The organism is Nocardia panacis (assembly GCF_003598715.1).
Lineage (GTDB): Bacteria > Actinomycetota > Actinomycetes > Mycobacteriales > Mycobacteriaceae > Nocardia > Nocardia panacis.
Genome location: NZ_QZFU01000045.1, coordinates 68,763 through 90,716, shown reverse-complemented (window position 1 = coordinate 90,716; position 21,954 = coordinate 68,763). Strand labels below are relative to the sequence as shown.

24 protein-coding genes are annotated in these 21,954 nt (G+C 67.4%); 15 read left to right on the top strand and 9 right to left on the bottom strand.

Annotated features, from left to right (window positions below; translation table 11 throughout):
- The first annotated feature begins 28 nt into the window (after positions 1-28).
- From D5S18_RS30980 to D5S18_RS36495, 10 genes are all read left to right on the top strand, one after another.
- Positions 29-1,021 (top strand): hypothetical protein, encoded by a 993-nt coding sequence (locus tag D5S18_RS30980; RefSeq protein ID WP_120044678.1) that lies wholly within the window; start codon positions 29-31, stop codon positions 1,019-1,021.
- Positions 1,022-1,056: 35 nt separating this feature from the next.
- Positions 1,057-2,184, top strand: a complete 1,128-nt coding sequence (locus tag D5S18_RS30975; protein WP_120044677.1) for a glycosyltransferase family 4 protein — start codon at positions 1,057-1,059, stop codon at positions 2,182-2,184.
- A 169-nt stretch (positions 2,185-2,353) separates the two neighbouring features.
- Positions 2,354-2,740: a polyketide cyclase / dehydrase and lipid transport gene (locus D5S18_RS30970; RefSeq protein ID WP_120044676.1), complete on the top strand. Its 387-nt coding sequence runs from the start codon at positions 2,354-2,356 to the stop codon at positions 2,738-2,740.
- Positions 2,741-2,769: 29 nt separating this feature from the next.
- Positions 2,770-3,207, top strand: coding sequence for an SRPBCC family protein (locus D5S18_RS30965; protein ID WP_120044675.1), 438 nt, complete (start codon positions 2,770-2,772; stop codon positions 3,205-3,207).
- The gene (locus D5S18_RS30960; RefSeq protein WP_282434921.1) at positions 3,204-4,454 is read left to right on the top strand and encodes an ArsA family ATPase; all 1,251 of its coding nucleotides are present in this window, start codon (positions 3,204-3,206) and stop codon (positions 4,452-4,454) included. The genes D5S18_RS30965 and D5S18_RS30960 overlap by 4 nt, the downstream gene beginning before the upstream one ends.
- Positions 4,451-4,849 carry a hypothetical protein gene (locus D5S18_RS30955; RefSeq protein WP_239004104.1) on the top strand — a complete coding sequence of 133 codons (399 nt, stop codon included), beginning with the start codon at positions 4,451-4,453 and terminating at the stop codon, positions 4,847-4,849. The genes D5S18_RS30960 and D5S18_RS30955 overlap by 4 nt, the downstream gene beginning before the upstream one ends.
- On the top strand, positions 4,846-5,847 hold the full coding sequence (locus D5S18_RS30950) for an ROK family protein (RefSeq protein WP_120044674.1): 1,002 nt from the start codon (positions 4,846-4,848) through the stop codon (positions 5,845-5,847). The genes D5S18_RS30955 and D5S18_RS30950 overlap by 4 nt, the downstream gene beginning before the upstream one ends.
- A 108-nt stretch (positions 5,848-5,955) precedes the next feature.
- Positions 5,956-6,678: a lysophospholipid acyltransferase family protein gene (locus D5S18_RS30945; RefSeq protein ID WP_120044673.1), complete on the top strand. Its 723-nt coding sequence runs from the start codon at positions 5,956-5,958 to the stop codon at positions 6,676-6,678.
- A gap of 108 nt (positions 6,679-6,786) precedes the next feature.
- Positions 6,787-7,026: a nucleotidyltransferase domain-containing protein gene (locus tag D5S18_RS30940; RefSeq protein WP_120044672.1), complete on the top strand. Its 240-nt coding sequence runs from the start codon at positions 6,787-6,789 to the stop codon at positions 7,024-7,026.
- On the top strand, positions 7,027-7,275 hold the full coding sequence (locus D5S18_RS36495) for an aminoglycoside adenylyltransferase domain-containing protein (protein WP_120044671.1): 249 nt from the start codon (positions 7,027-7,029) through the stop codon (positions 7,273-7,275).
- Here D5S18_RS36495 and D5S18_RS30930 read toward each other — a convergent pair.
- The 4 genes from D5S18_RS30930 to D5S18_RS30915 all read right to left on the bottom strand — a co-directional run bounded on the left by D5S18_RS30930 (position 7,220) and on the right by D5S18_RS30915 (position 12,097).
- On the bottom strand, positions 7,220-8,122 hold the full coding sequence (locus D5S18_RS30930) for a hypothetical protein (protein WP_120044670.1): 903 nt from the start codon (positions 8,120-8,122) through the stop codon (positions 7,220-7,222). The genes D5S18_RS36495 and D5S18_RS30930 overlap by 56 nt on opposite strands.
- 22 nt (positions 8,123-8,144) lie before the next feature.
- The gene (locus tag D5S18_RS30925; protein WP_120044669.1) at positions 8,145-9,278 is read right to left on the bottom strand and encodes a DUF3696 domain-containing protein; all 1,134 of its coding nucleotides are present in this window, start codon (positions 9,276-9,278) and stop codon (positions 8,145-8,147) included.
- Positions 9,279-9,282: 4 nt separating this feature from the next.
- A complete protein-coding gene (locus D5S18_RS30920) occupies positions 9,283-10,458 on the bottom strand; it encodes a DUF262 domain-containing protein (protein WP_120044668.1) in 1,176 nt (391 codons plus the stop codon).
- A 118-nt stretch (positions 10,459-10,576) separates the two neighbouring features.
- Positions 10,577-12,097, bottom strand: coding sequence for an MFS transporter (locus D5S18_RS30915; RefSeq protein WP_120044667.1), 1,521 nt, complete (start codon positions 12,095-12,097; stop codon positions 10,577-10,579).
- Between the two features lie 94 nt (positions 12,098-12,191).
- Between D5S18_RS30915 and D5S18_RS30910 the strand changes: the two genes are divergently transcribed.
- Both D5S18_RS30910 and D5S18_RS30900 read left to right on the top strand, forming a co-directional pair.
- Positions 12,192-12,746 carry a TetR/AcrR family transcriptional regulator gene (locus tag D5S18_RS30910; protein WP_120044666.1) on the top strand — a complete coding sequence of 185 codons (555 nt, stop codon included), beginning with the start codon at positions 12,192-12,194 and terminating at the stop codon, positions 12,744-12,746.
- 205 nt (positions 12,747-12,951) lie between these two features.
- Positions 12,952-13,416, top strand: coding sequence for a nitroreductase family deazaflavin-dependent oxidoreductase (locus D5S18_RS30900; RefSeq protein WP_120044664.1), 465 nt, complete (start codon positions 12,952-12,954; stop codon positions 13,414-13,416).
- Between the two features lie 70 nt (positions 13,417-13,486).
- Here D5S18_RS30900 and D5S18_RS30895 read toward each other — a convergent pair whose 3' ends face one another.
- From D5S18_RS30895 to ctaC, 3 genes are all read right to left on the bottom strand, one after another.
- Entirely contained in the window at positions 13,487-14,764 is a 1,278-nt protein-coding gene (locus D5S18_RS30895; protein ID WP_120044663.1) for an FAD-binding oxidoreductase, read from the bottom strand.
- A gap of 236 nt (positions 14,765-15,000) precedes the next feature.
- On the bottom strand, positions 15,001-15,417 hold the full coding sequence (locus D5S18_RS30890; protein WP_120044662.1) for a cytochrome c oxidase subunit 4: 417 nt from the start codon (positions 15,415-15,417) through the stop codon (positions 15,001-15,003).
- 13 nt (positions 15,418-15,430) lie between these two features.
- Positions 15,431-16,516 (bottom strand): aa3-type cytochrome oxidase subunit II, encoded by a 1,086-nt coding sequence (ctaC, locus tag D5S18_RS30885; protein WP_120044914.1) that lies wholly within the window; start codon positions 16,514-16,516, stop codon positions 15,431-15,433.
- Positions 16,517-16,935: 419 nt separating this feature from the next.
- Here ctaC and asnB point away from each other — a divergent pair, with 419 nt between their 5' ends.
- Entirely contained in the window at positions 16,936-18,879 is a 1,944-nt protein-coding gene (gene asnB / locus D5S18_RS30880; protein WP_120044661.1) for an asparagine synthase (glutamine-hydrolyzing), read from the top strand.
- 52 nt (positions 18,880-18,931) lie between these two features.
- Here asnB and D5S18_RS30875 read toward each other — a convergent pair whose 3' ends face one another.
- Together D5S18_RS30875 and D5S18_RS30870 are read right to left on the bottom strand one after the other, a co-directional pair.
- Positions 18,932-19,900: a carbohydrate kinase family protein gene (locus D5S18_RS30875; protein ID WP_120044660.1), complete on the bottom strand. Its 969-nt coding sequence runs from the start codon at positions 19,898-19,900 to the stop codon at positions 18,932-18,934.
- 107 nt (positions 19,901-20,007) lie between these two features.
- Entirely contained in the window at positions 20,008-20,358 is a 351-nt protein-coding gene (locus D5S18_RS30870; RefSeq protein WP_120044659.1) for a HesB/IscA family protein, read from the bottom strand.
- A gap of 161 nt (positions 20,359-20,519) precedes the next feature.
- On the opposite strand from D5S18_RS30870, the gene D5S18_RS30865 reads away from it, so the two are divergent.
- Together D5S18_RS30865 and cobU are read left to right on the top strand one after the other, a co-directional pair.
- Complete coding sequence (locus D5S18_RS30865) at positions 20,520-21,188, top strand: DUF3043 domain-containing protein (protein WP_120044658.1); 669 nt, start codon at positions 20,520-20,522, stop codon at positions 21,186-21,188.
- Between the two features lie 154 nt (positions 21,189-21,342).
- Complete coding sequence (gene cobU, locus D5S18_RS30860) at positions 21,343-21,876, top strand: bifunctional adenosylcobinamide kinase/adenosylcobinamide-phosphate guanylyltransferase (RefSeq protein WP_239004103.1); 534 nt, start codon at positions 21,343-21,345, stop codon at positions 21,874-21,876.
- Positions 21,877-21,954: the final 78 nt, after the last annotated feature.

The window sequence follows — 21,954 nt, the reverse complement described above, 5'->3', positions numbered from 1 at the left end:
CGGAGGACCGCTGTGATACTGGTTCGCCATGGGTGAGATGCGACGGTGGTTGGCGGCGCGCGGCCGCCTCCGGTTCTGTCTGACCATCGCCGCGGTCATCGCGCTGACCGGCGCCTGCGGCGCGCTGCTGCTCGTCCCCAATTCGGTGCTGCCGAAACCCGGTGCGGTCTCAGCGGATTCGGTCGTCGGACAGGCTCGCGCCGCCGTCGGCGATCCCCGATTGGATCCGGTGCGTCGCACCATGGAGCCGTTCGGGGAACTCGCCGCCGAACGGGTGTCCACCGGGGACGGCGCGCAATCGCTGGTGGTCGGTCATCCCGGTCAGCGCCGCGATATGGAGGTGCTGGCCGGGGAACTTCCCGGCGCGGTCGCGGCGGTCAGCCAGGTGTGGGGTCGTGACTGGGCCGGTTCGGCGGTCGTCGTGCTGACCGCGAATATCTCCGAATTCGCCGGGCTGGTGCACGCGGGCGCGGACCTGCCCACCGAGATCGCCGCCGCCTCGGTCGCCGACCCCTTCGTGCCGGGCACCCGCCCGACCGGGCAGCGGGTGGTCTTCGGCCCCGACGCGAGCGCCCGCGTCGGCCCCGACGGCCTGCGCACGCTGCTGCGCCACGAACTCACCCACGTGGCCGCCCGCGCCGGCACGGTCGACGGTGCGCCGCTGTGGATGCTGGAGGGTTTCGCCGACTACGTCGCCCAGCACGGCCAGGGACATCGGTTCGCCGAGATCGCCCCCACCCTCACCGCGCGACTGCGCGCGGGCGAACCACCGCGCGACCTGCCCGCCGACCGCGAATTCGGCGGCGCGGGCGCGGCATTCGCGTATGAACAGGCATGGTCGGTCAACCAGTTCATCGCCGAGCGGTTCGGGCAGACCGCACTCGTCGACCTCTATCACCGGATCGCGGCGGGACGCCTCGACGCGGCAGGCACCGATCGCATCCTGCGGGAGACGCTCGGTTCGGGCCGCGCCGAATTCGTCGACGGATGGCGCGGCTGGCTGGCCCATCAGGTGGGGTGAGAGCCGGGCGCGCCGCACCAAGTATTTTGTTGCCCATGGCCCGAACTTTGCTGGTTACCAATGATTTCCCGCCGCGGCCGGGCGGAATACAGTCCTACCTGCAGGCGCTGACGAATCAACTGCGGCCCGAGGATCTGGTGGTGTACGCGCCGCGCTGGCGCGGTGACAGCCACCTGAAGTTCGATGCCAAACAGAAGTTCCAGGTGGTGCGTCATCCCACCACCCTCATGCTGCCCACCCCGCTGGTGCTGCGGCGGGCGGCGCGCCTGCTGCGCGACGAGGGCTGCGACACCGTGTGGTTCGGCGCGGCCGCCCCGCTGGCGCTGCTGTCGCCAGGACTGCGCCGCGCGGGCGCGGCCCGGATCCTGGCCAGTACGCACGGGCACGAAGTGGGTTGGTCGATGCTGCCGGGGGCGCGGCAGGCGCTGGGCGCGATCGGCCGCCACACCGATATCGTCACCTATGTCAGCCGCTACACCCGCAACCGGTTCGCATCCGCCTTCGGTCCGGAGGCCGGGCTGGAGTATCTGCCGCCCGGAGTCGATCCCGAGACCTTCCGCCCCGATCCGGCGGCCCGCGCGGAATTGCGTGCCCGCTACGGACTCGGCGAACGCCCCACCATCCTGTGCCTGTCGCGGCTGGTGCCGCGCAAGGGTCAGGATGCGCTCATCGCGGCCATGCGCGAGATCCGCGCGCAGATCGATGGCGCGGTGCTGGTCATCGCGGGCGGCGGACCGTACGCGGAGCGGCTGCGCAGGCTGGCGACGGCCCTCGACGTGGCCGACAGCGTGGTGTTCACCGGCCGGGTTCCCTCGGCGGAACTGGCCGCGCATCACACCATCGCCGATGTCTTCGCCATGCCGTGCCGCACCCGAGGGGCCGGGCTGGATGTCGAAGGACTCGGCATCGTGTACCTGGAGGCGTCGGCCACGGGAGTGCCGGTGGTGGCGGGCAATTCGGGCGGTGCGCCCGAGACGGTGCTCGAGGGCAGGACGGGTCGGGTGGTCAATGGTCGCCGGACCTCCGAGGTCGGCGCGGCCATCGTCGATATTCTGCGGGACCGGGACGCGGCCGCCGCCATGGGCGCGCAAGGCAGGGCGTGGGTGCGGCGCGAGTGGCATTGGGACGCCCTCGGCGCCCGGCTGCGTACGCTGCTGCGGTGAATCCGCCGCCATCCACTACGCTTCGGACCGTGCGAGTGCGAACCAGCGAGATCACCGAATCGGCCGGGAGCGCGGCTGTGTTTCCTGAAGCCGGAATGGCTGTGTTCCCTGAAGCCGGCACGGCTGTGTTCCCCGGAGCCGCAACGGCTGTGTTCCCCGGAGCCGAGTCGTGAGCACCATCCAGGTCGCGGACCAGACCTTCGTCGCCGCACCGGGATCCGCCGTCGCGCAGGCACTGGCCGGACCGACCAATTGGGTGCGCTGGTGGCCCGATCTCCTGGTCGAGGTGCGAGAAGACCGCGCCGACAAGGGAATCCGCTGGACTATCGCGGGCGCGCTCACCGGAACCATGGAGGTGTGGCTCGAACCCGCGCTCGACGGGGTGATCCTGCACTACTTCCTGCACGCCGAACCCGCGCCGCCGCGCCCGATGACGCCCCGACAGCAACTGGCGGCCAATCGCGCGCGCCGGGTGGCGGGCAAGGATATGGCCTTCGAGGTGAAGGCCCGCTTGGAGGCGGGTCGCCCTGCGGGCGTCGCACCCACCAGTTCCTGACCCGTCGCCGAAAGGAATACTCCCCCGCCATGGCCGACAGGACCCAGCGGTCGATCACCATCGAGGCCCCTGCACAGCAGGTCATGTCCGTCATCGCCGATCTATCCGCCTATCCGGAGTGGGTTTCGGCGGCCAAATCGGTCGATGTGCTCGAGCAGGGTCCCGATGGCCGGGCGCACAAGGCGCGCTTCGTGTTGGACGCGGGCGTGGTCAAGGACACCTACGTGCTGTCCTATCGCTGGCGCGCCGACAATCGGGCGGTCAGTTGGACCCTGCTCGAGGGCGAACTGCAGAAGGCGCAGGACGGCAGTTATGTACTGACCGAACTCCCCGACGGCAGCACCGAGGTGGTCTACGAACTCACCGTCGATTTGAATATCCCGATGATCGGCATGTTCAAGCGAAAGGCCGAGAAGGTGATCACCGATACCGCCCTGAAGGAACTGAAGAAACGGGTCGAAGGCTGAGCGGGTACGCCACCCGCGTCGAACTCTTCATCGGCAAGGGCGGGGTGGGTAAGACGACACTGGCCTGCGCCACGGCGCTGGCCGCGGCCCGTGCGGGCCGCAAGGTGCTCATCGCCTCGCTGGATCAGGCGCATTCGCTGGGCGACGCGCTCGGTTTCCGGTTCCCGCACGATCCCGGCACGGTCACCGGTATCACCGATCTGCTGCCCAATCTGTCGGTGATCGAGGTGGATTCGCTCGCGCTGCTGGAGGACAGGTTCCGCGAGTTGACGGGTGTGCTGTCCGGGGCCGGTCACGAGCACGGCATCGATCCGACCGCGCTGGATCCGGCCGAGTTGACGGGTCTGCCCGGTGTGCAGGAATTGCTCATGCTCGCCGAGATCACCGCCTACGCGGCCGACGGGGAATGGGAATTGCTGCTGGTCGACTGCCCGCCGACCGCCGATATGTTGCGCATCGTGACCGCGCCGGAGACGCTGCTCGGCTATCTGGAGCGGATCTGGCCGCAGCACGCGCGCGCCATGAGTATGGGCGGACGCGAACTGCGGCGGGCCGTGCTGGCGGCGGCGGTGGAGCGAATCGTCAAGGAGGTCACCGCGATTCGCGAACTGCTCGCCGATCCGGCGCGAACCGGCGCGCGGCTGGTCACGGTGCCGGAGCGGGTGACGGTGGCCGAGTCGGCGCGGGTGCGCTCGGCGGCGGCGCTGCTCGGTCTGCGGTTGGACGCGATCGTGGTGAACAAGGTGCTGCCGCCCATGCCCGACCCCGAATCCGGGCAGGCCGCCCATCCCGCGGTGTCCTGGTATTCGAATCGCCGCGCCGAGCAATTGGCGGTCATCGCCGATTTGGAGCGCACCGCGGGCGAGGTGCCGGTGCTGATCAGCGGTCATACCGGCCCCGAACCGGTCGGCTTGGCCTCGCTCACGGCGTTCTCCCACGCGGTCGACGACGACCCGATGCTCGGCGCGAATCCCGCGCGCGCGCATTCCGGCGCGCCGGTGGTTCGATGGGAATCGGGCGCCGGACTGAAATCGGTGTACGCGCTGCGGCTGCATCTGCCGGTCGTCGATCCGGCGACGCTGCGACTGGGACGAGTGGAGGACGATTTGATCGTGGGAGCGGACGGGGTCCGACGCCGCGTGCGCCTGGCCCCGGTATTGCGGCGGTGCACGGTCGAACAGGCCGAACTCGCCGAGGGTTACCTAACGGTGCGTTTCGTCCCGGACCCCGAGGTGTGGCCGATATGACCGGACCCACCGAGCACGACGGGCTCACCGAATTCGCCGAGGAACTGCGGCTGCTCGCCGAGGCCATGCTGGAGCGGGTCGAGCCCGTGCTGCGGCGCGGCGCGATGGCCGGGCAGGCCGAATGGTCGAGTTGCTCCTGGTGTCCGCTGTGCGCGGCCGCGGCGCTGGTGGGCGGCGAACACCACGATGTGCTCGCCGCCGTCGCCGAACACGGCACCGCGATCGTCACGGTGCTGCGCGAGGCGCTGGCCGGTGTTCCGGTCGAACCCGTGCTTCCCCCCGAATACGATCCGGAAACCGGTGCACCGCACCATCATTCGGCCCCCGAGGGCGCCCCGACGGAGCGGGAGGGGCGGGCGAAGTACGTCGGTATCCCCGTGACGATCAAACAATGACGCGGCAGCAGGCCCCGCTGACCGTCGGCATCGATGTCGGCGGCACCAATATCCGCGCCTCGGTGGTCGACGCCGACGGCGAAGTGCTCGACACCGTGCAGGCCCCGACACCGCACGCGGCGCGCGCCTTGGAGGACGCTCTCGATCGCGCGGTGCGCGAATTGAGCGACCGCCATCGCATCGGCGCGGTCGGTCTGGCCGTGGCGGGCTTCATCAACGGCGACCGTTCGACCGTGCGTTTCGCCCCGCACCTGCCGTGGAAGGACGCCCCCGTGGCCCGGCGGCTCACCGAGCGGCTGGCACTCCCGGTCATCCTCGAACATGACGCCAACGCCGCCGCCTGGGCCGAATACCGTTTCGGTGCGGCGGCGGGCGGACACAATGTGGTGCTGGTGGCCATCGGCACCGGGATCGGCGCGGCCCTGCTCATCGGCGGCCGGTTGTATCGCGGAACCCACGGCGTGGCACCCGAACTCGGCCATCTGCAGGTGGTGCCCGACGGCAGAGGGTGCCCGTGCGGCAAACGCGGCTGCTGGGAAAGGTACTGCAGCGGAACAGCGCTGGCCGACACCGCCATCGAACTGCTGGCCACCGATCCGGTGCGTTCGGTGCTGGCCAAGGATGTGCTGCGCGATCCCGGCTCGCTCACCGGCCGCCGGGTGGCGGGCGCGGCCCAGGACGGCGATCCGCTCGCCACCAGGGTGCTGGCCGATTTCGCCAGGTGGCTCGGGCTGGGACTGGCCTTCGTCAGCGATATCTTCGACCCGGACCTGATCGTCATCGCGGGCGGAGTGAGCAGTTCGGCGCCGCTGTTCCTCGATGACGCGCGCGAACACTACGCCGCCTCCGTCACCGGCGCGGGCCACCGCCCGCTCGCCCGCATCCGCACCACCCAATTGGGTGAGGCGGCAGGCATGATCGGCGCGGCGGAACTGGCGCGGGCCACCCTCGCCGAAGCCGACGGCGGGCCGGTCGCGGCCGGTCGATCGGCCCGCTGAATCCGGGTGTCACGGGCCGCACCCGCGCTTGGATGTGATCGCCGACCAGCGGTACAGTCGCTCTGACGCAGGTGCTCGCTTCTATCCCGGTTCCGGGGGAAGGACGTCATGTTCTACTGGCTGCTCAAGTTCGTGCTGATAGGACCGTTCATCCATTCTTACAACCGACCCACGGTGGAAGGTGTGGAGAACATCCCGGCCGACGGACCGGCGATCATGGCGGGTAATCACCTGTCCTTCGCCGACTGGTTGTTCGCGCCGCTGATGAGCCCGCGCCGAATCAACTACCTGGCCAAGGCCGAATACTTCCGCACCCCCGGCCTCAAGGGTCGTTTTCAGAAGTTCTTCTTCAGCGCCAGCGGTCAGTACCCCATTGACCGCAGCGGCGCCGACGCCGCCGAGGACGCGCTCAACGCCGCCCGCAAACTGCTCGACCAGGGCAAACTGGTCGGCCTGTACCCGGAGGGCACCCGCTCCCCCGACGGCCGCCTGTACAAGGGCAAGACGGGTATGGCCCGGCTCGCCTTGGAGACCGGCGTCCCCGTCATCCCCGTCGCCGTGATCGGCACCGACGAGGTCAGCCCGCCGGGGCCGTTCCGCTGGCGGCGACGGCGCGTCACCGTGAAATTCGGTGCGCCCATCGACTTCTCGCGCTACGAGGGTATGGGCGGCAACCGCTTCGTGGAGCGTGCCGTCACCGATGAGGTCATGTACGAGCTCATGCAGATGGGCGGCCAGGAATACGTCGACGTGTACGCGGCCAGCCTGAAGAAAGACGTGCCTTCCGGTTCCCGCCCCGACGCCCGCATCCCCGACACCGCCGCCGGCTGACCACTCCGCTCCCCGCCCCGCCCGCAGCCGACGCACCGGCCGCGGGCGGATTCGTTTCCGACCCAAAATCTTTCGACACCGCCCCGCGCCTTCGCTACCGTGCCCCGCATGACGCAAGAGGCAACGGTCGTTCGGCTCATCCAGGACATCCTCGCCGACAACGTGATCGGCATCTACCACCACGGCTCGGCGGTACTCGGCGAACTGCGCCCCTACAGCGACCTCGACCTACTCGTCGTCACCGATCGCTCCCACCTAAAACAATCCCTCTTCGCCTGCCTCCCAGACCTCCAAGACAGCCTCGCCGACGACACCCGCAACGCCCTACTGGTCCTCGCCCGAGTCTGAATGATCCTCGCCACCGGCGAGATCACCACCAAAGACCGCGCCGCCACCTGGGCACTGTCCCACCTCCCACCCAACCTCCACCCAGCTCTCTCCCACACCCGCGAGGTCTACCTCGACACCACAAAAGAAGACTGGCCCCACTCCGCTCACCGCCCACCTCGTGACGGAAATAGAGCGCTTCCGCTGAGCCACTTCAGACCCCGAGCTTGCGACCGATATAGGCCACCCGAGCAGACCGATCCGCACTGACCAAGCGGAAGTGGATCCGTCCGTGGCCGGGTGTGAAACGCGAATGCCAGTCGAAGACCTGTGTCACGCCATCCATATCCTCGAATTCACAGATGCGGCGGCGGCCCTCGTACTCCCCGGTGGTGTGGCTCCCCCAAACCGGCAGCGCGGCGCCGGTTCGACGCCATCCCCCAATGGCCATGTCCAACTCGCGGAGCCGAATGAGCACTGGCCGCACCCATTGGGGTGTGAGCGTCCCGAGATCATTTTGAACTCGTGCCAGGAAGGTGAGCGAGGGAAAGTAGTCGGCGCGGCGAGTCCAAATCTGAAGTCCGGATTCGACGGTGGCGTCGAGCTCACACGTCTTCAACCAATCCGTATGCGAATCAACATGATCCGCACACGAGGCATGCCGCACCACCACCTCGGCGTCATTGACCTGATCGGCTTCGATCCACAGCCTGGTCAGGCCGACACTGGTCTTCGACCAATTGCCATGGGTCGCAAGACTCACGGCAAGGCCCTCGTGGCCGTGCGCGACGCCCAGACCTTTCGCCAATACGCCTTCGTGCCGGTACTCCCCGTCCTCGGGGCCTACTGGTTCGAGCTCGGCGAAGGTGAACGGCGCCCTGCTCTGCTTCAGCCGAATCGCCCGCCACAGATCGCGGTTGCGACCGTCCGCAGCCCAGCGCGACATCGGATACCCCTGCGCGAGTTCGATATTCGGTAGCTTCTCCGAGGTCACGAGCACAGCGGCAGATTCGACAGCGCGCAACGTGGCGACAAACGCCTCCATCGCCCGGCCGACGCTCTCCTGCGGCATCTGGTGAGCGCACGACAATTCGTTGAGCACCAGCAGTACCGGCACCGATCCCCCTCCGCTTCGGCTGTCAGTCGATCAGTTCATCCAATGCGCGATCCCACTCGTCGAAAAAACCTTCCGGCCAATGCGAGATCGTCCCTTTGGGACCGAGATCGAGCACCTCGACCCGGTGCACGTGATCATCGTCCCTGCGAAAGTACAACGGGCACACCTGATCATGCGGCAGAATCCCATTCTTCACGGCGATCCGCAGACCATTGAGCACGTGGTCACTATGCGTCTCGACCAGCACTTGGGCACCGGCGGCACATGTGCGGGCGATCAACTCGGCCATGGCCGACTGGCCACGGGGATGCAGGTGCGCTTCGGGGTTCTCGAGCAGGATGAGACTGCCGGGCACTGCGGTCAAACAGGCAATGACGATCGGAAGCGCATAGGTGAGGCCGAACCCGACGTTGGTCGGCCGGTAGGGGTTCGATGAGCTGAGACCGCCCGTACCGAAACGGTATCCGAGCCGCACGGAGTCGGTGCCCGTGATATCTGTCGCCGAGAGATTGATTCCGGGGCACAAGGTTCCGAGCCAGGCCTCTGATTGGCGTAGCAATGAGGCCGAGACAGCGTCGGGATGTCGTACCGAGGCAGGCACGCTATCGTCCTGACGCAAGCGCAGGATGTTGACCGCATGCTCGCCATGAACCCCCAGGAATCCGCGACGTCCCGCGGCGGATCGCGGATAGCTCACCGCGGGATTGATCCGATCGGAACGCAGGTACTGGAACCCCGGATCGAAAAGATTCGGGCGGTGCCGATCCTGAAGTGGGTTGTCGCTGCTGAGCGACAAGAGGTCATCGTCGGCCACGTAGTCGACCGACCACTGCCACGAAGCACCCGAGGCACCGATCAGCCCGATGCCGATGCCACCGGGATCCGCGTCGGAGAACTTCACCCATGCCTCATGGCGCACATCGCGCCCTGTCCCGAGGCTGACGAGATCACCATTGAGAGTGAACCCGTGGTGACCCAGCGGTTTCCGCCCCGCAGGTAGCGTTCCCGCATCCGCCGACTGCCGAAGAAGCGCCAATGCATGCAGCACCGTACTCTTCCCGGACGAGTTGAGACCCGTCAGCAGCGTCAGCGGACGAAGCGGCATCTCTTGCTGGGCAAAGGCTTTGAAGTTGACCAGCTCCACCCCGGTCAGCATCGAATCAGCTCCCATCGAAGCGTGCGAAAAGGTCGTCGATCCTCTTGAACCGAGTCTGTACCTTGGGCGGTTCCCCGGCCATGGTCGAGATCGACGCCCCGAACCTCGAATCGGAATTCATCAATTCCGTTAATGCGGCGACCACCTCCGAAGAGGCCGCGCACAGTTCGTTGACCTGCTCCGATGTCCGTTTCGCCAAGCCGACGCTGACCGCTTCGAATAGCGCCTTGTTGATCGGGTTTCGCCCCGTCCTCCGATCGTAGAGCCTGCGGAATGCATCGTTCCCGAAAATTGCCCGAGAGGCCGTCATAACCCGACGGAAAGTGACCCGCAGATCATCGATCTCATGGGATGCGAGACCGTTGATACTATGCATCGCCTCCCGCAGGAAATGATCGAAGTCCCAATCGTCGTACTCGCCGGGATCGGACCTCAGAAAGGCGATGAATCGAAGCACCATCTCCCGGTCGGCCATTCGGCTGCGGTTCGCCGAGCCAACCGTCGCCTGTTGGAATTCGACCGACGCGGCAAGCTCGGCCAACAGCTCCCGCGCCGGTCCGGGGATGAGAGCATGCCGCAACTCCTGCGTCGTCAGCGGTAGGCCACCGGTGTTCAGCCTGGCGAAGATATTGAACTTCGCTTCCTCCGGTGTACCCAATCGGATCAAATGCAGAACCAGCTCGGTCTCCTCCAGCCGAGTCTGCAATTGTCCCGGCAGATCGGCGAAACGAGAACCATTGAAGTCGAGATAGTTCAAATCGCGCAGCACGAGTGGCGGCAAGTGCACGGATTCCGGGTCGATGAACCGACTGATCGCGGTGAGTCGCTGCGTACCATCGACGATCGCCCAGATATCACCGGCGTTCTCCGCCGCGTAGAACGCCGGGAGTGGAATCCGAAGCAGCATGCTCTCGATCAGTCTGCTTTGGTTGGTATCACTCCAAATTCCCGCATTTCGCTGGAAGTCCGGCTGTAGGTCGATGCCGCCCTTACGCAAACGCGACAGGATCAGGCCGACAGAGAGGGGGCGGGTAACGATATCGATCTTGTTCGGATCATAAGGATGACCAACCGGCCCCCCGGTATCCTCACGTTCCAAATCGACGACTTCCCCGCCACCATTCAATTCATAGTGAAACGCGAGCGGATATCGCGCTCCAACTTCTCGATCGTCGACCATCCGCCTCCCCGCTCGTCATGGACTGCCCGACTGGACTGTACCCGGTGCGTGCCACACACACTCGCGGACCAGCGGCCCAGGTGATTGCGGAGCGCAATCGCATGGGCCGGTGGGGATTTCAGGGTTGGGGTCTGGGTGACGGGATGGTGAGCCAGGCGATTACCGCGGCGATGGCCGTGATAGCGGCGGCTATCAGGGCGGTGGATTGCATGGCGGTGGTGAAGGCGGTGCGGGCCGCTTCGGCGGCCGGGGAGTCGGGGGTGAGGGTGTGCAGGGCGGCGGCTAGAGAGTCGTAGAGGGCGGATTGGTGGGTTTGGGGGAGGTCGGCGGGGATGGGGACGGACGCGCGGTAGAAGGCGGTGACGACGGAGCCGAGAAGGGCGACGCCGAAGGCCATACCGAGTTCGTAGGCGGTTTCGGAGGTCGCGGCGGCGGTGCCCGCCTTGTTCGGGGAGACGGCCGAGACCACCGAGTCGTTGGTGACGGTTTGGACGATGCCGACGCCGAGGCCGACGCAGGTGATGGCCAGGGCCAGCCAGATGAAGTGTTCCGCGCCTTCGGCGAGGGAGACCAGGGCCAGGCCGATGGCGCTGGTGGCCAGGGCGACGGCGGTGGTGCGGCCGGGTCCCAGGCGGGTCATCAACAAGCCGATCAGGGCGATGCCCCCGAGTCCGCCCACGGTGGCCGGTAGTTCGGAGAGACCGGCCTGCAAGGGGGTGAATCCGCGCGCGAGCTGTAGGTACTGGGAGAAGAAGAACAGCATTCCGGTGAGCGCGAAGACCGAGGCGAAGTTCGACAGGATCGCGCCGGAGAACGCGCGCTGCCGGAACAATTCGACATCGAGCAGCGGGTTGGTCAGTCGTGTCTGTCGTCGGACGAACAACCATCCGATGCCGAGGCCGAGCGCGAAGGCGAAGGCGACGCCGAGATCGAATCCGGCGGTGACCGCGCGTTTGACCGCCCAGACCACGGGGATGATGGCGCCGAGGGACAGCACGGCCGAGATCAGGTCGAAGCGGCCGGGTTCGGGGTCGCGTGATTCGGGTAGCAGCACCGCGCCCGCGCCGATCAGCAGCAGCGTGATGGGGAAGTTGATGAGAAAGACCGAGCCCCACCAGAAGTGGTTGAGCAGCGCGCCGCCGATCACCGGTCCCAGGGCCGCGCCTCCCGCGGAGGCGGCGGACCAGATGGCGATGGCGCGGGTGCGTTCGGCCTGCTCGCGGAACATGTCCCGAATGATGGACAGCGTCGCGGGCATGATGGTCGCCCCGGCGATGCCGAGCAGCAGTCGCGCCACGATGAGCACGGCACCGGAACTGGCGAAGGCCGCGAGCAGTGAGGCCAGGCCGAAGGCTCCGGATCCGATGAGCAGCAACCGCTTTCGTCCGAGCCGGTCGGACAGGTTGCCCATCACGACCAGCAGTCCGGCCAGTGCCAGCGAGTAGATGTCGCCGATCCACAGGATCTGGGTGGCGGTCGGCCCGAGGTCGGCGGTGAGCGCGGGGACGGCCAGGTAGAGCACTGTGCCGTCCACCGCGAGCAGCAGAACGGACAGGACGAGGACACCTAGGGCGGCCCAGCGGCGCGCGGCCGAGAGGGGTGGTCGGTCGAGGCGGGCCGAGACGACTGGTTTGGACATACCAGAAACTGTACCGCCCGGGCGGTATAGTTTGGCAAATCGATAAAGCTGTCAAGATGGACACCGATCACCTCGAAACCCAGGGAGACGAGATATGGGCCGCGTGAATGGCCGCAGCGCGCTGGACACCCGCCGCCAAGTGCTCGATGCCGCGGCGACCACCATCCGCAAGCTCGGCCCCGCCGCCTCGCTGGATTTGATCGCCCGCACGGCGGGCGTCTCCAAGGGCGGGCTGAAATACCATTTCACCTCCAAGGACGAACTGTTCCGCGCCCTGGCGAACGATCTACTCGAAGGCTTCCGCGAAGAGGTCGCCAACAATGTCGATCCGCACGATCAGGAGGCGGGCCGATTCGTCCGCGCGTATGTGCGCACTCGAATGAACCCGGCCGCCCTCGCCGGGGAGGCCCGCGATTTCTCCGCACTGGTATCGCTGCTCAGCACCGAACCCGCGGTGTTGGAACTGGCCCGCGCGGACGCGACGTGGTGGGACGAGCGCCTGGCCGCCGACGGGTTGCCCGAGCGGGTCTACAGCGTCGTCGTGGCCGCCGCCGACGGGATCAGCTGCTCGGCCGCTTGGGGTTCGGAACACTCCCCCGCCGAGATCGAACGAATCACCGGCTACCTGCTCGATCTCACCCGAAGTTAGACGCTACTTCGGGTAGGAAAACAAGCGCGGGTGACAAGGACCACCGCCGGTCACCTTCGCCACCCTCTCCACGTCATGGATCTCGATGCGGGCGTGCAGAATCCGCTGCCCGCCCGCGCCGCGGCACGCGCACTGCAAGCGGCGCATCCACCGATCCGGTGCGATGCTGGATGGATCACGGTCCCCCATCGAGAAAGGATCGGCCATGAGCTTCCACAAGATCCCGAACGGGACGCGCGGCGGCCGTCCGATGCCGTCCAATCCGCTGACCCACCTGATGATGCGCGGCATGCAACGTCTGCACCGCTGGCAGGGCGATCGCTTCCAGGGTATGGACCTGCTGTATCTGACCACGATCGGCGCGCAATCCGGCCAGGAGCGCCACGTGACGATCAGCAGGGTCGCGGATGGGGATGGCTGGCTTGTCGCCGCCTCCTACGCCGGGGCGGTCAAGAACCCGGCCTGGTACAACAATGTCGCCGCGCATCCGGACCGCGTGTGGGTCGAGTTCGGCGGCGAGAAATTCCGAGTGAATGTCGAGCAACTCGAGGGCGAGGCGCGCGAACGGGCCTGGCAGAAGATGGGCACGGCGGTGCCCCGATACTTCGGGTACGAGCAGAAGACCGATCGGACGATCCCGGTCCTGCGCCTGACCCGCGCCACCCAGTAGCGGCGAACCCGCCGTTCGGCTTGGTACGGCCCGCGCCGGACAGTCGACGGCGCGGACCGCCCCGACGGCGCTATTCGCCCGACTCGTACCGCATGGCGTGCTCGGAGCGGCAGATCTCATCGATCCCGGACACGATGTCGCGCAACAACTCCGACGGCAGCGCCGAGGGCCGCAGCCGGCAGGTGAAGGTGATCAGGCCGTGCTCCGCGCCGGGGATGCCGCGCGCGGTGGCCTCGTCCCGCAGATACGGCGAGCGCACCCCGTAGGTCATGGCGGAGATGACGGTGAAGCAGCCGGTGCGCTCCCGATGCCCGGCGAACAGGTCGTGCAGGCGGTAGAAGACCGAGGTGTAGCTCGTGACGGGCGCGAAGATGCCGACGCGGTAGGCCGGGCCGCGCTCGGAGGAGCTGAGCTGGGTGTCGGCCAGGTACTCGGCGTCGCGCAGGGTGAGCACCTTGGGTGCGAACATCAGCGCCGCCGCCGCCGCGTTGCGGACCGGCATACCGGCGCGGCCACCCGCGGCGGAAGCGATGGCGCCCAGCGACTTTCGGGTTCGGGTGCCCGCCTCGCGCCTGGCCCGCAGACCGCGCGTCGGCGTGGTCGGGAACAGACTCGACCACTGGCCGAAGCGCACCGTGCCGAGCTGGATATTGCCGGTGCCGACCGGGCGCGCCACCTTGAGCGGGGCGGTGTCCACCCAGCGCCCCACCTGCAGCGCCGCCCCACCGGGCCGGGTGATGTGCAGGTAGGCGTGTTCGACGAAGGAGTCGAAGTCCAGGAAGCGGTGCGCGTCGGTGGTGAGCCAGGTGTGCTCCTTGTCGACCTCCACCGCGTCGAGGGTGAGCGCGGTGATGATGCCCGCGCGCCCGCTCGCGCCGAGGATGCGATGGAAGCGCTCGGTGTGGTGGTCGCGGCCGCAGGTGCCGATCCGGCCGTCGGTGTCGACGTATTCCAGATCGACCACCTGATCGGTGAACAGGCCATACTTGTGCGAGGCCGTGCTGACGCCGCCGACCGAGGCGAAGCCGCCCGCGGTGATATCGCGGTGGTCGCCGACGATGGGCAGGCCGAGGCCGTGCGCGCCGAGCCTGCGGTCGATATCGGAGAGTTTCGCGCCCGCCTGCACGCGAACGGTCTTGCGCCCCAGGTTGATATCGAGGACCTGATTCATTCGGCGCAGCGAGACCACGGCGCGCTGATCGGGTAGCGCGAAGCCCTCGTCGACCGGGTCGCCGCCGACCACCGTGAGCCGACCCGCGCGGACCCGCGAATCCCGCACGGTGCGAACAACATCCGCAGTGTCGCGGGGTAGATACTCTTCGGCGGCGACGGTGCGCGGCGTGCTCATGGCGGAAATCCAACCACAGTGGGGCGCGCCACGCGTAGCCGAATCCGGTGGCTATCTTTCGGCATCCGAATCCGAGCGTGGTGAGCTGCGCGGATGCCCGCCGCCGCGCCGACAGCGCCCTTGACATCGGCCACCCATAGCAGAGCGCCCCACCGGGATTCCGGTGGGGCGCTCTGGAACTACGGCTCAATGCTCTCTCGGAGCCTGCGGCTCAGTGCTTCGTTCGAGCCGATGGCTCAGTGCTTCTCCGGGCCGAGGTGATACTCGAAGACGAGACCGCCCGCGGCGGCGAGCACGCACAGCACGCCGACACCGATCAGCCAGAACTGGAAGAAGGCCAGACCCAGGGCCGTCACCGCACCGGCGGCGGCCAGGGTGATCGGCCAGAAGCTGCCCGGCGAGAAGAAGCCGAGATCACCCGCGCCGTCGACGATCTCGGCGTCCTCGTAATCCTCCGGGCGCAGGTCGAGCCTGCGGGCCACGAATCGGAAGTAGGTGCCGATGATCAGCGACAGTCCGGCGGTGAGCACGATGGCCGTGGTGCCCGCCCACTCGACGCCGGTGCGCGACTGACCGGTGAAGAAGCCGTAGACGATCGCCACGATGATGAAGAACACCGTGAGCAGTTCGAAAATCCGCGCTTCGATCTTCATGGGATGGAGGTCCTTACTTTGCCTCGGCCGCGGTCTTGAGGGTGCGGTCGGTGTTGAACGGCCTGGTGGACGTGGCGACGGGCGACTCGTTGATGTCCGCGAGCGCCTGGGCGTTGGTCTTGCCCGACTTGCGTGCCTCGAGGTACTTGGTGAACTTCTCCGGGGTGACGGCGCGGACCTCGAAGTTCATCATCGAGTGGAAGGTGCCGCACATCTCGGCGCAGCGACCGACGAACGCGCCCTCCTTCTCGATCTTGGTGATCTGGAAGGTGTTGTCGGAGTGGTTTTCCTTCGGGTTGGGCATCACGTCGCGCTTGAACAGGAATTCCGGCACCCAGAACGCGTGGATGACGTCGGCGGCGGCGAGCTGGAACTCGATGACCTTATTGGTCGGCAGCACCAGGACCGGCACCTCGGTGGAGGAACCGACGGTCTCCACCTTGTCGTAGTGCAGGTAGGAGAGGATGTCGTTCTCCGGCTTGCCGTGCACCGGACCCGGCTGCGGGTGACCGTCCTCGGTGCGCTCCTTGTACTTCTCGAGCTGCTCCTGGTTGGCCGATTCCTTCTCTTTGTCGATGCCGTCGAACCTGTAGCCGTCCTTGAAGTCGACACCGCGGTAGCCGAACTTCCAGTTCCACTGGAAGGCGGTGACATCGACCGTCACATCCGGGTTGGCCACCTTCTCGTGCACGTAGTTCTGCACGACGACGGTGAAGTAGAACAGCACCGCGATGATCACGAACGGGATCGCGGTGTAGGTCAGCTCCAGCGGCACGTTGTAGCCGGTCTGGCGGGGGAATTCCGGCGAGTCGGCCTTCTTGCGGTGGAAGGCGATGGTCCAGAAGGTCAGGCCCCAGACGAGCACGCCCATGGCGAGCGCGGCCAGCACCGACCAGGTCCACAGCTCGCGCATCCTGGTCGCCTGCGGGGTGACGCCGGAGGGCCAGCCGAATCGCAGCCATACATTGTCGATCGAGCAGCCCGAGACGAGCACCGCGGTGATCCCAAGGGACACCGCCAGCCCGGCCCGCCGCAGGAGTCGGCCCCGCCGACCCGTGCCGGGTCGTGCCCCGATCTCTTCGCTCGTCCTGTGCGCCACGCTCACGCCTTCCTGGTCGCCACACTTCCGACAAAAGCGCCTGGCGGACCGCGAACGCCCGCCGACACCTAATCAAGCACGTTTCAGGTCCTCTCGGCGACGCCGCGTCGTACACGCGCCAACTGAGAATGACCTGAGTACTACGCAGCGTAGACCAAACCGGCGTTATCTTTGGCGTCGGGTCGGCTACGACACTCCGCCGTCGGCGGCCCGACACCCCACCGTCGGCGGCCACCTGGGACGACGCACCGCCCGCGCACGCGCGCCGCGCGTGCGGCATACTCGGACACGGCATTTCGGTGACCCCGCACCGCGCGGGCAAGGCACGGGTATCGTGCGCTGCCGCCGATGAGCACACCCCGCAAGACAATTGATTCGCCCCGCCTAGGGGGCACGACAGAAACGAGGTCGCCGACGCCGTGTGTGGACTGCTCGGATTCCTGACATCTGATGCGGCAACCGAGGACGTCGTGGCGCGGGTTTACCACGCGTTGCACTGTGTGCGGCACCGCGGCCCCGATGAGCGCGGGACCTGGCACGACGAGCACATGATCTTCGGGTTCAACCGCTTGTCGATCATCGATATCGAACATTCGCACCAGCCGCTGCGGTGGGGTCCGCCGGAGAATCGGGAGCGCTACGCGCTCACCTTCAATGGCGAGATCTACAACTATCTCGAATTGCGCGCGGAGTTGGCGGCCGCGCACGGGGCCGAATATCCGGATGATTCGCTGTTCCGCACCGAAGGCGACGGTGAGGCCATCGTCGCGGGCTTCCACTACTGGGGCCGAGAGGTGCTGGGCAAGTTGCGCGGCATGTTCGCCTTCGCCATCTGGGATACCGAGACCCACGAGTTGTTCCTGGCCCGCGATCCGTTCGGCATCAAACCGCTGTTCCTGGCCACCGGCCAGGGCGGCACCGCCTTCGGCAGCGAGAAGAAGAGTCTGCTCGAACTGCTGCCCGCCCTCGGCCGCACCGACGAGTTGGACCCGCGCGCCCTGGAGCACTACACGGTGCTCCAGTACGTGCCCGAGCCCGAGACGCTGCACCGCGCTATCCGCCGCCTCGAGTCGGGTAGCTGCGCGGTGGTGAAACCCGGTGCCGCACCGGAGATCTCGCGCTACTTCCGCCCGCGTTTCGCCGCGCGCGCCTTCGCACCGGGCACCGTGGACGCCCGCATTCGGGAGATCACCGCCGCGCTGGAGGATTCGGTCGCCAAACATATGCGCGCCGATGTCACCGTCGGGGCGTTCCTGTCCGGCGGTATCGACTCCACCGCCACGGCGGCGCTGGCCATCCGGCACAACCCCAAGCTCATCACCTTCACCAGCGCCTTCGAGCGGGCGGGCTACTCGGAGGCCGATGTGGCCGCCGAGACGGCCGCGGCCATCGGCGCGGAACATATCGTCAAGATCGTCTCCCCCACCGAATTCGCGCAGTCCATTCCCGAGATCGTCTGGTATCTCGACGATCCGGTGGCCGATCCCGCGCTGGTCCCGCTGTACTTCGTGGCCAAGGAGGCCCGCAAGCACGTCAAGGTGGTGCTGTCGGGCGAGGGGGCCGACGAATTGTTCGGCGGGTACACCATCTACCGGGAACCGCTCTCGCTCAAGCCATTCGAGTATCTGCCCGGCGGGCTGCGCAAGCTGGTGGGGCGGCTGTCGGAGCGGATTCCCGACGGCACCAGGGGCAAGAGTCTGCTGCACCGGGGTTCGCTGTCGCTCGAACAGCGCTACTACGGCAACGCGCGCAATTTCAACGACGCCCAATTGCGTTCGGTGCTGCGGGAATTCCGCCCCGAGTGGACCCACCAGGACGTCACCGCCCCCATCTACGCCGAATCGCGCGGCTGGGATCCGACAGCCCGCATGCAGCACCTGGACCTGTTCACCTGGCTGCGCGGCGACATCCTGGTCAAGGCCGACAAGGTCACCATGGCCAACTCGCTGGAGCTGCGGGTGCCGTTCCTGGACGCCGAGGTGCTGAAGGTCGCCGAACAACTCCCGGTCGACCAGAAACTCACCAGGGACACCACCAAGTACGCGCTGCGGCGCGCGCTGGAGCCGATCATCCCGGCGCATGTGCTGCACCGACCCAAACTCGGTTTCCCGGTGCCGCTGCGGCATTGGCTGCGCGGCAGCGAACTCTACGACTGGGCGCAGCAGCAGATCGCCGAATCCCAGACCGATCACCTGCTGCACAAGGCGGCCGTCAAAACCATGCTCGACGAGCACCGGGCCGGGCGGGCCGATCACAGCCGCAGGCTGTGGACGCTGCTGGTGTTCATGATCTGGCACGGCATCTTCGTCGAGGACCGGATCAAGCCGGACATCAAGGAGCCCACGTACCCGGTCTCGCTCTGAACAAAGCGGTGCCCCTGAACCTTTCGGTTCAGGGGCACCCTCAGCTCCGCGATCAGAGCAGCGGCTTGATCTCCGCCGCCGCATCCGCGCCGTAGGCGGCAGTGAGCCGCTCGACGGCCTCGTCCTTGTTCAGCGTCCACTCCTGGGTGCCCATGGTCTCCAACACCAGGACCGCGATGAGCGAACCCAACTGCGCCGAACGCTCCAGGCTCAGCCCCGCGGTGTGGCCGGTGAGGAAGCCCGCGCGGAACGCGTCGCCGACGCCGGTGGGCTCGACCCGCTCCTTCTCCGGCACCACCCCCACATCGACGGTCGTGCCGTCGCGATCCACCACGCGCACGCCGTCCTTGCCGAGCGTGGTGACCCGGATACCGACCTTGGCGGCCACCTCGTCCTCGGTCAGGCCCGTCTTCTGCAGCAGCAGGGCCCACTCGTACCTATTGGTGAACAGGTAGGCGGCGCCCTCGATCAGGGTCAGCACCTGCTCGCCGTCGAGGCGGGCCAGCTGCTGGGACGGGTCGGCCGCGAACGGGATACCGAGCGCGCGGGCCTGTGCGGTGTGGGCCAGCATGGCCGCCGGATCGTTCGCGCCGACCAGCAGCAACTCCAGCGCGTGATCCTCGGCCAGATCGGCGATGGCGATATCGCGGGCCTCGCTCATCGCGCCCGGATAGAACGAGGCAATCTGGGCCATATCGTCATCGGTGGTGCACACGAAGCGGGCGGTGTGCGCCTTGGCGGAGATCAGCACACCCGAGCAATCGACGCCGTGGCGCTCGAGCCACGCGCGGTATTCGGCGAAATCCGCGCCGACCGCGCCGACGAGCAGCGGGGCGCGATTGAGCACGCCCATGGCGAAGGCGATATTGCCCGCGACGCCGCCGCGCCGGATCTGCAGATCGTCGACGAGGAAGCTCAGGGATACGTGATCGAGTTGGTCGGCAAGCAGAGCGTCGGCGAATCGACCTGGAAAACGCATCAGGTGGTCGGTCGCGATGGACGCGGAAACGGCGATGGACACGAGAGCGAGCCCTTCAACGGTAGACGGCAAGCAGCGGAAAAAGACCGGGACTACAGTCCCGGTCTTCACCGTAGCTCACCCGACTCGCCCGCCGGTGGATCCGCCGATCAGTTGAACGAGTCGCCGCAGGCGCAGGACCCGGTGGCATTCGGGTTGTCGATCGTGAAGCCCTGCTTCTCGATGGTGTCGACGAAATCGATCGAGGCGCCCTGCACATAGGGGGCGCTCATCCTGTCGACCGCGAGCTTGACGCCCGCGAAATCGACGGTCAGGTCGCCGTCGAGGGAGCGGTCGTCGAAGAAGAGCTGGTAGCGCAATCCGGCACAGCCGCCCGGCTGCACCGCGATCCGCAGGGCCAGATCGTCGCGGCCCTCCTGGTCCAGCAGGGCCTTGGCCTTGGCGGCGGCGGCTTCGGTCAGAGTCACACCGTGGACGGCGGTCTCGTTCTGCACAGTCATGAACTCTCCTAAGGGACACGTCTGGTCGTGTCGATCAACACCAATGAGTTGGCTGCTTATTCCCATCTTGCCACCGAGGCGGGCGGCCGGTGCAGTCCCCTGCGGGCGCGGGCGGGCGGACCGCGTTTCGCGACGGCTGGCGCATCGAATAGCCTGGTCGCGTGAAATTGTTCCGTCGCGGCGAGTCCAGCACCACCGACGCGAGCGCCGAGGCGACGGCGGTCGCGGACGGCGACGCCGCAGAATCCACTCGTCGGACGGCCACCGCCACCGAGGGTAAGGGCCGACCAACCCCGAAACGCCGTGAAGCGCAGGGCAAACGACGCGGACCCGTCGCCCCCGCCCCGCATACGGCCAAGGAGGCGCGCGCCCGCCGCCGCGCCCTGCGCGGCAGCAGGGCCGAGCGCAAGGCGTCCTCCGCCGAGCGCCGCGCCGAGGCGCAGGACCGGCGCGCCAGAATGCTCGCGGGCGAGGACAAGTTCCTGCTCCCCCGCGACAAGGGTCCGGTGCGGGCCTACGTGCGCGACCTGGTCGACGCGCGCCGCAATCTGGTCGGGCTGTTCATGCCGATGGCGCTGGTGCTGATCCTGTCCATGTTCGTCGCGCCCGCGCTGCAGACCATCGTCACGCTGGCCATGCTGGTGATGATGCTGTTCATGATGGTGGAGGGCGTCATCCTGGGCCGCATGGTCAACAATCGGGTGCGCGAGCGTTTCCCGGAGACCACCGACGGCGGGTTCGGGCTCGGATGGTACGCGTTCGTGCGCGCCTCCCAGATTCGCAAGATGCGCGCGCCCAAGCCGCGGGTCAGTCCGGGCGCCGCGGTCTGAGGTCGCGTTCCACGCAGGTGGACACCGCGCGTGCCCGACCGAATATCGGTCGGGCACGCGCTTTTTCTTTCCCGGTGGCCGATTATCGCAATAGGGGATCATCAGGCCCGCAGAACTTCGGGGCACCGCACCGGAGGGTTGCTACCGTGCTCGCGTGTCCGACAGTGCGCAGCGAACCCTGGTGCTCGGCGGAGCCCGCTCGGGCAAGTCGACCTACGCCGAGGAACTGGTGACGCGGCAAGCCCGGCCGGTCCGCTACCTCGCCACCGCCGTCCTCGATCCGAGCGACACCGACTTCGCCACTCGCATCGCGGGCCATCGCGCCCGCCGCCCCGCCGACTGGACCACGATCGAAAGCGCCGATCCCGCCGCCGTTCTCGGCACGCCCTTCCCCGTCACACTGATCGATGACATCGGGACCTGGCTCACCGCGCGCCTCGATGCCCGCGCCGCCTGGGACGCCCCGCGCGGCACCGTCGCCCCGGACGCCGACGCGCTCGTCGCGGCGGTCGACGCGTATCGGGAACGCTTGGTGATCGTCAGCCCGGAGGTCGGCATGGGCGTGATCCCCGCACACCGTTCGGGCCGCCTGTTCCGTGACGAGATCGGCCTGGTGAACCAGCGACTCGCCCGTGCGTGCGACGAAGTGTTCCTGGTGGTCGCGGGACTGCCGATGCGCTTGAAATAGTGCGCGGCGCAGGCCCGCACGCTTCCGGAAATCGTCCGACCGTTTCAGGACAGGGTGTCCGGAAGCGGATCCGGACGA